At 60.4% G+C, this 10,487-nt stretch carries 12 protein-coding genes and 2 pseudogenes; 3 read left to right on the forward strand and 11 right to left on the reverse strand.

Annotated elements, in window-relative coordinates:
• Positions 1-101 precede the first annotated feature (101 nt).
• The 3 genes and pseudogenes from ACIOZM_RS27055 to ACIOZM_RS27065 form a co-directional block, all read left to right on the forward strand.
• Positions 102-422: pseudogene (locus tag ACIOZM_RS27055) on the forward strand (transporter substrate-binding domain-containing protein); the annotation flags it as partial.
• 146 nt (positions 423-568) lie between these two features.
• Positions 569-1,528 carry an amino acid ABC transporter permease gene (locus ACIOZM_RS27060; protein WP_401219568.1) on the forward strand — a complete coding sequence of 320 codons (960 nt, stop codon included), beginning with the start codon at positions 569-571 and terminating at the stop codon, positions 1,526-1,528.
• Positions 1,521-2,255: an amino acid ABC transporter ATP-binding protein gene (locus ACIOZM_RS27065; protein WP_401219570.1), complete on the forward strand. Its 735-nt coding sequence runs from the start codon at positions 1,521-1,523 to the stop codon at positions 2,253-2,255. The genes ACIOZM_RS27060 and ACIOZM_RS27065 overlap by 8 nt, the downstream gene beginning before the upstream one ends.
• A gap of 159 nt (positions 2,256-2,414) precedes the next feature.
• On the opposite strand, the gene ACIOZM_RS27070 is transcribed toward ACIOZM_RS27065, so the two are convergent.
• From ACIOZM_RS27070 to ubiE, 11 genes and pseudogenes are all read right to left on the reverse strand, one after another.
• Positions 2,415-3,287, reverse strand: a complete 873-nt coding sequence (locus ACIOZM_RS27070; protein ID WP_401219626.1) for a methyl-accepting chemotaxis protein — start codon at positions 3,285-3,287, stop codon at positions 2,415-2,417.
• Positions 3,270-4,331: pseudogene (locus ACIOZM_RS27075) on the reverse strand (methyl-accepting chemotaxis protein); the annotation flags it as partial. The gene ACIOZM_RS27070 and the pseudogene ACIOZM_RS27075, both read right to left, overlap by 18 nt.
• A 149-nt stretch (positions 4,332-4,480) precedes the next feature.
• Positions 4,481-5,188: a 16S rRNA (uracil(1498)-N(3))-methyltransferase gene (locus ACIOZM_RS27080; protein WP_401219572.1), complete on the reverse strand. Its 708-nt coding sequence runs from the start codon at positions 5,186-5,188 to the stop codon at positions 4,481-4,483.
• On the reverse strand, positions 5,185-5,973 hold the full coding sequence (tatC, locus tag ACIOZM_RS27085; RefSeq protein WP_401219574.1) for a twin-arginine translocase subunit TatC: 789 nt from the start codon (positions 5,971-5,973) through the stop codon (positions 5,185-5,187). Before tatC ends, ACIOZM_RS27080 begins: the two co-directional genes overlap by 4 nt.
• On the reverse strand, positions 5,970-6,449 hold the full coding sequence (gene tatB / locus ACIOZM_RS27090) for a Sec-independent protein translocase protein TatB (protein ID WP_401219576.1): 480 nt from the start codon (positions 6,447-6,449) through the stop codon (positions 5,970-5,972). The genes tatC and tatB overlap by 4 nt, the downstream gene beginning before the upstream one ends.
• Positions 6,450-6,459: 10 nt before the next feature.
• Positions 6,460-6,741, reverse strand: a complete 282-nt coding sequence (locus ACIOZM_RS27095) for a twin-arginine translocase TatA/TatE family subunit (protein WP_401219579.1) — start codon at positions 6,739-6,741, stop codon at positions 6,460-6,462.
• A 25-nt stretch (positions 6,742-6,766) separates the two neighbouring features.
• Entirely contained in the window at positions 6,767-7,099 is a 333-nt protein-coding gene (locus ACIOZM_RS27100) for a phosphoribosyl-ATP diphosphatase (protein WP_007909355.1), read from the reverse strand.
• The gene (gene hisI, locus ACIOZM_RS27105; RefSeq protein ID WP_007909357.1) at positions 7,092-7,493 is read right to left on the reverse strand and encodes a phosphoribosyl-AMP cyclohydrolase; all 402 of its coding nucleotides are present in this window, start codon (positions 7,491-7,493) and stop codon (positions 7,092-7,094) included. Before hisI ends, ACIOZM_RS27100 begins: the two co-directional genes overlap by 8 nt.
• Before the next feature lie 80 nt (positions 7,494-7,573).
• On the reverse strand, positions 7,574-9,178 hold the full coding sequence (gene ubiB / locus ACIOZM_RS27110) for a ubiquinone biosynthesis regulatory protein kinase UbiB (protein WP_401219582.1): 1,605 nt from the start codon (positions 9,176-9,178) through the stop codon (positions 7,574-7,576).
• The gene (locus tag ACIOZM_RS27115; protein ID WP_401219584.1) at positions 9,175-9,798 is read right to left on the reverse strand and encodes an SCP2 domain-containing protein; all 624 of its coding nucleotides are present in this window, start codon (positions 9,796-9,798) and stop codon (positions 9,175-9,177) included. The genes ubiB and ACIOZM_RS27115 overlap by 4 nt, the downstream gene beginning before the upstream one ends.
• Positions 9,798-10,487: bifunctional demethylmenaquinone methyltransferase/2-methoxy-6-polyprenyl-1,4-benzoquinol methylase UbiE (gene ubiE, locus ACIOZM_RS27120; RefSeq protein ID WP_401219586.1), on the reverse strand; the 690-nt coding region annotated here is incomplete at its 5' end. The genes ubiE and ACIOZM_RS27115, both read right to left, overlap by 1 nt.

Below are 10,487 nucleotides of genomic sequence, written 5' to 3' on the forward strand. Positions count from 1 at the left end.
GGGCGGGTTGGGGTCGCCTTGGTAGTTGAGTTTGATGTCACTATCCTGCGCGCCCAGGGCGCGGGCGGCCGCGTGTGTGGGGTTGGGTCGTTCCATATAACAAGCTGATCTCCAAAGCCAAGTACCACGGCTACGACAACGAGCAGGAAGCCGTGCTCGACGTGGTCAACGGCAAGGCTGATGCCTTCATCTATGACGCGCCGTACAACGTGGTTGCGGTGAACAAGGTCGGCGCCGGCAAACTGGTGTTCCTCGACAAGCCGTTCACCTATGAGCCGCTGGCCTTCGGCCTGAAGAAGGGCGACTACGACAGCCTGAACTTCATCAATAACTTCCTGCACCAGATCCACGAAGACGGCACCTACGATCGCATCCATGACAAGTGGTTCAAAGACACCGCTTGGCTCAAGGACATGGAATAAGCCCGGTCACATAGACCGAGTCGCTCCAATCGCCAGCAGGCTGGCTCCCACAGGGGATTTGTGTAAGCCACAGATTCAATGTGGGAGCCAGCCTGCTGGCGATGGCGGCCTTCCTGGCGATACAACTTTCGGATCTTGCTAAACCCATGAAACAGAAAAAAGCCCAATGGCCCTGGCACGTTCTGACCGTGCTGGTGCTGATCGGCCTGGCTGGCGCGTTGTATTACGCCACGTCGCTGATGTCCTACGAATGGCGCTGGAATCGCGTTCCGCAGTACTTCGCCTATCAGGCCGAGGAAACCCAGCGCGCGACCGATATTTCCACGGTCAGCGAACTGGTGCGCAAGGGCAGCACAGCTGAAGTCACTCTGCGCAACGATGCCGGTGACGAGCAGCACCTGACCGTCGACGAAAACAGCCTGCAATTCGCTCAGGGCGACGATGTGGCCGAAGGCGACGTCATGGGCGTCACCCGGCATTGGGCGGCAGGACCGCTTTTGTGGGGGCTGTGGACGACGTTATGGCTGTCGGTAGTGTCCGGCGTGCTCGGCCTGCTGATCGGTCTGGTCACCGGTCTGTGCCGCTTGTCGAGCAACCCGACCCTGCGTGACCTTTCGACGATTTACGTCGAACTGGTGCGCGGCACGCCGTTGCTGGTGCAGATTTTCATTTTCTATTTCTTCATCGGCACGGTGATGAACCTGTCCCGCGAGTTTGCCGGGATCGCCGCACTGGCGTTGTTCACCGGCGCGTACGTGGCGGAAATCATTCGCTCTGGTGTGCAGTCGATTGCTCGCGGGCAGGACGAGGCGGCGCGTTCGCTGGGTCTGAGCGCCGGTCAGTCGATGCGTCACGTGGTGATGCCGCAAGCGCTGAAACGCGTGCTGCCGCCACTGGCCGGGCAGTTCATCAGTCTGGTCAAAGACACCTCGCTGGTGTCGGTGATCGCGATTACCGAGCTGCTGAAAAGCGGTCGTGAAGTCATCACCACCTCGTTTTCGCCGTTCGAGATTCTGTTCTGCGTTGCTGGCCTGTACCTGTTGATCAACCTGCCGCTGTCGAAAATCGCCAGCCGTCTTGAGCGGAGGCTCGCGCAAAGTGATTGAAGTCCGCGAACTGGTAAAAGTCTTCGACACCCGTGGTCAGGTGGTGCGCGCTGTGGATAACGTCAGCACCTCGGTCGCCAAGGGCGAAGTGCTGGTGGTGATCGGCCCGTCGGGCTCCGGCAAATCGACCTTCCTGCGCTGCCTCAATGGCCTGGAAGAGTTCGACTCGGGCTCGGTGAGCATCGACGGTCTGCAACTGGCCGACCCGAAAACCGACGTCAACGCCTACCGCCGTGAAGTCGGCATGGTGTTCCAGCATTTCAATCTGTTCCCGCACATGACCGTGCTGGAAAATCTGTGCCTGGCGCAGAAAGTCGTGCGCAAGCGCGGGCAGAAGGAAAGCGAGGCCAAGGCTTTGGCGTTGCTGGAAAAGGTCGGTATCGCGCAGAAGGCACGCGAGTATCCTTCGCGTCTGTCCGGCGGTCAGCAGCAGCGCGTGGCGATTGCCCGGGCGCTGGCGATGGACCCGAAGGTGATGTTGTTTGATGAGCCGACTTCGGCGCTCGACCCGGAAATGGTCGGCGAGGTGCTGGATGTGATGAAGAATCTGGCCGTGGAAGGCATGACCATGGTCTGTGTCATCCACGAAATGGGCTTCGCCCGTGAAGTGGCGGATCGGGTGCTGTTCTTCGATCACGGCAAACTGCTGGAAGATGCTGCGCCGGCCGAGTTCTTCGATGCACCGAAAGATCCACGGGCCCAAGCCTTCCTGCGTCAGGTCCTTTAAAAGCAGCGGCCCTGTGGGCCGCTAATCGCTAGCAGGCTAGCTCCCACAGTGGATTTTGGTGTCCACACTATTTGGGCAACACCACAAAACTCTGTGGGAGCCAGCCTGCTGGCGATAGCATCACCTCGGTCCATAGCGAGCCGAGGTCGATCAATCACCTCAAACCTTGAAACGCCCCACCAGCATCTGCAAATGGGTGCCCAGTCGCGCCAGCTCAACGCTGGACGCTGCCGTCTCTTCACTCGCCGCCGACGTCTGATCTGACACATCGCGCACGTTCAGCACACTACGGTTGATCTCCTCGGCCACGGCGCTCTGCTGCTCGGCAGCGGCAGCGATCTGCTGATTCATCGCCTGAATCGCCGAAACGGTGCGGGTGATGCTTTCCAGCGAACCACCGGCACGCCGGGTCAGTTCAACGCTGCTTTCGGTCAGGGTGCGGCTGTTGTCCATGATGGTCGCGACTTGCTGAGTGCCGTTTTGCAGGCCGACGATCAGCTCTTCGATTTCTTCTGTGGACTTCTGCGTGCGCTGAGCGAGGCTGCGCACCTCGTCGGCGACCACCGCAAAACCGCGCCCGGCTTCACCGGCACGCGCCGCTTCGATGGCCGCGTTGAGTGCCAGCAGGTTGGTTTGCTGGGCCACGGATTTGATCACGTCGAGCACGCTGCCGATCTTGTCGCTTTCGCGCTTGAGTTCGCCCATGGCTTCGGTGGAATGACCCACTTCAGCGGCCAGACGCTCGATCTGCGCAATGGCTTCACCGACGACTTTGTCGCCTTCGCGAGCCTGTTGGTCGGCGGCGACGGCAGCTTCGGAAGCCTCTTCGGCGTTGCGCGCAACTTCCTGTACGGTGGCGGCCATTTCGTTCATGGCGGTGGCGACCTGGTCGGTCTCGATTTTCTGATTGTTGACCCCGGCGCTGGTCTGCTCGGTCACGGCGGACAGCTCTTCGGCGGCGCTGGCAATCTGCGTCACGCCGTCGCTGATCCCGCCGATCAACTCGCGCAGGCCTTGGGTCATGCTCTGCATCGAACGCTGTAACTGGCCGAGTTCGTCGCGGCGTGCGGAGACCAGATTGTGCGTCAGGTCACCGGCCGCCACGCGCTCGGCGACTTTCAGGGTCTGATTCAGCGGGATGATGATCTGGCGGGTGATCGCCCAAGCAGCCAGCAAACCGAAAGCCACGGCCAGCAGAGTGGCGATGATCAACTGGTTTTTCGCATTGGCGGCGTCGGTGTCACGGACCACGGTCTGCGATTCGGTGAGCTTCTTGCTCAAATCCATCAGCAGATCGCCCTGCGACGACATTTGCGCAAGAGCCTTGGCATTGATCACTTGGGAGTCGCGGAACTGGCTGACCGCTGCACGGTAGGCCTTGATCGAGTCGGTAGCCTGTTGCAGGTTGGCGATGTGCTGTTCCGGCAGCTTGGCTGGCAGGCTTTCTAGACTTTTCAGGGCGTTGTCGATTGCGTCCAGTGCCGGTTGCTCGGCTTCGGCCTTGCCGCTGTAGGTGTAGCCGCGTACTTGATAGCGCGCCTGTTGCAGCAATTTGCTCAGTTCGATCACGCTGTTGAACTGGGCGACGCTGTCGCCTTGCAACATGGCTTTTTCGACTTCGCTGACCTTGGCCACGGCGTTGTCGGCACTCGCGCCCAGTTTGCTGCGGGCATCTTCACGCAGATTGGTCGCTTGGGTCATGTCGGCGAAAGCACGTTTGTATTCGGCAACCGCAGCCAGTTGCTGATCGACCATGGCCGTATCGGCCGGTTGTTCGATCATACCGCGAGCGGTTTGCAGGCCACTGTCGAGTTTGACGAGCAAGTCATTGACCGCGCCCGGGCCTTGTTCGCCACGGCGTGCGTCATAGTCCAGACGCGCCAGACGCAGGTCTTTGGTCAGCTCATTGAGGCTGGAGATAAAACCGAGCTTGTCGCCCCGGCTGATGATGCCGCCCATGCCGGTCCAGCCGGTGAAGGTGATCAACAGCGTCAGCAACAGCACCAGGCCGAAACCGATTCCCAGCTTGCGTTTGACGCTGACGTTCCCAAGATTCTCGGCTAACCAACGGTACATGCGACGACTCCCCTCGGACCACTAATTGGACTTATGGGGACTGTATCGGCTGAGTGATGGCAATCTGTAACGCCATTTGTCCGACACGAAGCCAGACTTCTGTGGTGAGGGGGCTTGCCCCCTCACCACAATGGATTGGCATTCAGTTTCTAAAAGAGACGGGCGAGCAGGGCGGTGACGGCGGTTTCGACGCGCAGGATGCGATCCCCAAGTTGCACCGGTTGCAGGCCGGATTTGCTCAGCAGGTCGATCTCGTAAGGAATCCAGCCACCCTCGGGGCCGATAGCCAGGGTTACCGGTTCACTTAATGCGCGGGGGCAGGGCGGGAAATTTCCGGGATGACCAACCAGCCCGAGCGTGCCTTCAGTGATCGCCGGCAGACGATCCTCGACAAACGGCTTGAAGCGTTTCTCGATGACGATTTCCGGCAGCACCGTATCCCGGGCCTGTTCCAGACCAAGGATCAATTGCTCACGGATTGCGTCCGGTTCCAAAAACGGCGTTTGCCAGAAGCTCTTCTCGACGCGGTAGCTGTTGACCAGAATCACCCGAGGCACGCCCATGGTCGCCACGGTCTGAAACACCCGGCGCAGCATTTTAGGGCGCGGCAGGGCCAGCACCAGTGTCAATGGCAGCTTGGCCGGTGGCGGCTGGTCGAGAATCACCCTCAACTCGGCTTCGCCCGCTTCCAGGCGCAGCAATTCTGCGGAACCCATCAACCCGCCGATGCGCCCGACCCGCAGGCTGTCGCCGACTTCCGAGCGATGGACTTCCTGCATGTGCGTCAGACGGCGATCACGCAGCACGACGCGGTCGGCCGCGATGAAGTCGGCCTCTTCGAGCAACAGCAGGTTCATGCCTGGGTCGCTGGCGGCTGGTCGTTGTGATCGTCGGCCGTTTCGTCCGGGCGTTCGCGCTTGCTGACGAGGGCGCCGAACAGAATGCCGATTTCAAACAGCATCCACATCGGTACCGCCAGCAGGGTCTGCGAGAAGATATCCGGCGGAGTCAAGATCATGCCGACCACGAAGCAGCCGATGATCACGTACGGACGGATCTTCTTCAGGTATTTGACGTCGACCACGCCGATCCACACCAGCAGCACCACGGCCACGGGGATTTCGAACGCCACGCCGAAGGCGAAGAACAGCGTCATGACGAAATCGAGGTAACTGGCGATGTCGGTCATCATTTCCACGCCGGCCGGGGTGGCAGCGGCGAAGAACTTGAAGATCAGCGGGAACACGAAGTAATAGGCGAACGCCATGCCGGTGTAGAACAGCAGGATGCTGGAGACCAGCAGCGGCACCGCGATGCGTTTCTCATGCTTGTACAGGCCCGGTGCGATGAAGCCCCAGATCTGATGCAGGATCACCGGAATCGCCAGGAACAGCGAGACCATCATCGTCAGCTTCAGCGGCGTCAGGAACGGCGACGACACGTCGGTGGCGATCATCGTCGCGCCGACCGGCAGGTAATGGCGCAGCGGCGTCGAGACGAAGGTGTAGATCTGCTGGGTGAAGGCGAACAGCCCGGCGAAGATGATGAAGATCGCCGCCACACAACGCAGCAGGCGGGTGCGCAACTCGGTGAGGTGCGAAACCAGCGGCATGTGCTGGTCGTTTTCGGGGAGATCGCTCATGGGGCTCGCGGCGGCAAAGTGGTGTCGTGGGGCGCTGGTGTGATCGGCGCGGCGGTTGGCGCTACGTGTTCAACCGAATGTTCTGCCACGGCGGGCGCCGGTTCTGCTGGCGTTGCAACCGGGGCAGGTGCAGTTGCCACTGGCGCAGTCGGAGCAATCGGTGCAGCCGGAGCCGTCGGGGCATGAATCGTCTGCTCGCCGACATGCTCGACCGGGGTCGGCTCTTGCTGAACCGGCGTGAAGATTTTCCGTGCCTCTTGTTCCAGCGACAGAATGTGCTCGTTGTGCAGTTGCCGACGAATTTCGTCGGCACCGATTTCACGTTCAACTTCCTGTTTGATCGCGTTGAAGCTGCGCTTCAGCCGCCCGACCCACAGGCCAGCGGTGCGCGCAGCACCCGGCAGACGCTCGGGACCCAGCACCAGCAGGGCAACGAGGCCGACGAGCAGCAGTTCAGAGAAGCTGATACCAAACATTAGTCAGTGCTCACACGTCTTTGCGGATCGGCTCTTCGACTTTTTGCGCCTGCACATCAATGGTGTGCGGCGGGTTGGCCTGAGCGGTGGCTTGCGGCTGAACCGGTGGCACTGGCTGCGCAGGTGTCACGGTTGGATCAGCAGCCTGTTTTTCATCGTCGTTCATGGCTTTACGGAAGCCTTTGATCGACTCACCGACGTCGGTGCCGAGGTTTTTCAGTTTCTTGGTGCCGAACACCAGAACCACGACTACCAGAATGACGATCCAGTGTTTCCAGTCAAAAATGCCCATGTTGCTGTTCCTCTCTAATAATTGTTCAGGCGGACGGACGCGAGGCTTTCTCGACGTGTCCGGACAGGCCGAAGCGGCGATCCAGTTCATCCAGCACAGCCTGCGGATGCTGCCCCAGTTGGGCGAGCATGACCATGCTGTGGAACCACAGGTCGGCGGTTTCGTAGATCACATCGCTGCAGTCACCGCTGATCGCGGCATCCTTGGCGGCAATAATGGTTTCGACCGACTCTTCGCCGACTTTCTCCAGAATCTTGTTCAAACCCTTGTGATACAGACTAGCTACATATGAGCTGTCGGCAGCTGCGCCTTTGCGCTCTTCGAGCACTTCGGCCAGACGGGTCAGGGTGTCACTCATGTTTGTGTCCTGCGGAATAGATGGCGTGCGGGTCTTTCAAAACCGGGTCGACCGTTTTCCAGTCGCCGTTTTCAAAAACGCGGTAGAAGCAGCTTTGACGGCCGGTATGGCAAGCGATGTCGCCGATCTGTTCAACCATCAGGATGATCACGTCGGCGTCACAGTCCAGACGCATTTCATGCAAAGTCTGCACATGGCCGGACTCTTCGCCCTTGCGCCACAGCTTGCCACGGGAACGTGACCAGTAGATTGCACGGTTTTCCGCCGCGGTCAGCTCGAGGGCTTCGCGGTTCATCCAGGCCATCATCAGTACACGTCCGGTCTTGTGATCCTGGGCAATCGCCGGCACCAGGCCATCAGCGTCCCACTTGATCTCGTCCAGCCAGTTTTTCATCTTCGACTCCGACAGCGAGCCCACACGTCAATAGTTGGGCTCAGGCGTTGAAACAGTGTGCCAGCCGATCACGAAACTGGCTATCGGCGAACGACCAGATACAAGCCGACGGCCACCATGATGCCTGCCGGCCAATGCCCCAATTCGTGCAAGGGGCCACCAGCAGCGAGGATCGTACCGCCCGCCAGATGCGCGCAACCGAGCAGGCGCAGGAACCAGTCGTCCTTGCGTTTGTGCCAAGGTGGCGGCGGGTCGTAGGCGTGTGGCTGGGACATGCGTTCGAGCAGATCGCGTGCCATGTTGGCCAGGTGCGGAAGCTGTTCGAACTGGCTCTGCACGTTGCCGATCAAGGCTTTCGGGCTGACGCGCTCGCGCATCCAGCGTTCGAGGAACGGCTGCGCGGTGTTCCACAGATCCAGATCCGGATACAGCTGACGACCGAGGCCTTCGATGTTCAGCAGGGTCTTTTGCAGCAGGACAAGCTGCGGCTGCACTTCCATATTGAAGCGCCGCGCGGTCTGGAACAGGCGCATCAGCACCTGACCAAATGAAATATCTTTTAACGGTTTTTCGAAGATCGGTTCGCAGACGGTACGAATCGCCGCTTCGAATTCGTTGAGTTTGGTCTCTGCCGGCACCCAGCCCGAATCGATGTGCAATTGCGCCACGCGCCGGTAATCGCGCTTGAAGAAGGCGAACAGGTTACGCGCCAGATAATCCTGGTCTTCCGGGGTCAGGCTGCCGACGATGCCGCAGTCGATCGCAATGTACTGCGGGCTCCACGGATTGACGGTGCTGACGAAGATGTTGCCCGGGTGCATGTCGGCGTGGAAGAAACTGTCGCGGAACACTTGAGTGAAGAAGATCTCCACACCGCGCTCGGCGAGCATCTTCATGTCGGTGCGCTGGTCGGCGAGGGTCGCCAGATCCGTTACCTGAATCCCGTAGATGCGCTCCATCACCAGCACTTTCGGCCGGCACCAGTCCCAATAGACTTGCGGCACGTAGAGCAGCGGCGAGCCTTCGAAGTTGCGCTTCAACTGGCTGGCGTTGGCCGCCTCGCGCAGCAGATCGAGTTCGTCGTAGATGGTTTTTTCGTAATCCTGAACCACGTCCACCGGGTGCAGCAGGCGAGCATCGGCCGAGACTTTTTCGGCGGCGCGGGCGAGGATGAACAGCCACGCCAGATCCTGCGCAATGATCGGTTTCAGGCCCGGGCGGATCACCTTTACGACGACTTCTTCACCGGTTTTCAACTGCGCGGCATGCACCTGCGCGACCGAGGCCGAGGCCAGTGGCTCGACGTCGAAACGGCTGAACACTTCGCTGATTTTTTTGCCGAGCTGTTCTTCGATCAGCTTGATCGACAGCTGCGAATCGAATGGCGGTACGCGATCCTGGAGCATCATCAGTTCGTCGGCGATGTCTTCCGGCAGCAGGTCGCGGCGGGTCGAGAGTATCTGCCCGAACTTGATGAAAATCGGCCCCAGATCCTGCAACGCCAGGCGCAGGCGCGCACCTCGACTCAGCTCCAGCGGCTTGCGCGGGAACCAGCGCCACGGCAGCACATAACGCAGCGCCAGGAGGAACCAGGGCAGCGGCAGCTCGAACAGCAGATCATCGAGGCGGTAGCGGATCACGACGCGCTGGATGCGCAACAGACGGCGGACGGCGAGCAGCTTCATGCGTTATCGCTTGGGTCGAGGGATCGGGAAAGGCGCTCGAAGCGCGCCTCGAGACGTTCCAGATCAAGTTTGATCCGGTCCAGTTCGCTAAAACGAGCTTCGGCTTCGCGCTGCCCGACGAGGGTGCGCGATTCTTCGGCGAGGTATTCGGCGAGGTTCTGGTTGAGGCTGGCGAATCCTTGTTGATACCAGCGAGCGCGGCTGCGCAGATGGCCACCGACCAGTTGCGTGGCGACCGGGCCGAGCCAGCGCGAGAGTTCGTACTCCCAGTCCAGCTCAAGGTCTTGCAGGATGCCGGCCAGATCCAGCAGCACACCGCTGTCGCCATCGAGTTCGACTTCCGGGGCATGCAGCACCGCGGTCTTGTCTTTGCTCAGGGCCAGTTTTACCAGGCTCGACGCCGGCGCACGCAAAGTGCAATCGACGCCGGTTTCCCAGTGCGAAGCCAGCATCAGGCCTTCGTCACTCGGCAGGATGAACAGTTGCAGGGCCGGGCTACGGCAATCGACGGCAATCACCTTGCCGGTCAGATGCGCCAGTCGCGGCAACGCCGTGCTGTCGAGACGCAGCACACGGTTGAGGCCGGTTTCGACGCTGGCGAGCAGCCCGGTCAGCAACATCAGGGCTTGATGCCACGGTGCAGCGCGACGATGCCTGCGGTCATGTTGTGATAGGTCACGCGGTCAAAACCGGCGTCGACCATCATCGACTTCAGGGTTTCCTGATTCGGGTGCATGCGGATCGATTCGGCCAGATAGCGATAGCTTTCCGAGTCATTGGTGATCAGCTTGCCCATCAGCGGCATGAAGGCGAACGAGTAGGCGTCGTAGGCTTTCGACATCAGCGCGTTGGTCGGCTTGGAGAATTCCAGCACCAGCAAACGACCGCCGGGTTTGAGCACACGCAGCATGGAGCGCAGGGCGTCTTCCTTGTGCGTCACGTTGCGCAGGCCGAAAGCGATGGTCACGCAGTCGAAGTGGTTGTCCGGGAACGGCAGCTTTTCAGCGTCGGCCTGAACGAACTCGACGTTGCCGGCCACACCCAGATCCAGCAGTCGGTCGCGGCCGACCTTGAGCATGGATTCGTTGATGTCAGCCAGAACAACCTGGCCGGTCGGGCCGACGAGGTGCGAGAATTTTTTGGTCAGGTCACCAGTGCCACCGGCGATGTCCAGCACGCGATTGCCGCTGCGCACGCCCGACAGTTCGATCGCAAAACGCTTCCACAGACGGTGCATGCCGCCCGACAGAAGGTCGTTCATCAGGTCGTACTTGGCGGCTACGGAGTGGAACACCTCAGCGACTTTTTC

It is taken from the genome of Pseudomonas sp. NPDC087346 (assembly GCF_044744235.1).
Taxonomy (GTDB): Bacteria; Pseudomonadota; Gammaproteobacteria; order Pseudomonadales; family Pseudomonadaceae; genus Aquipseudomonas.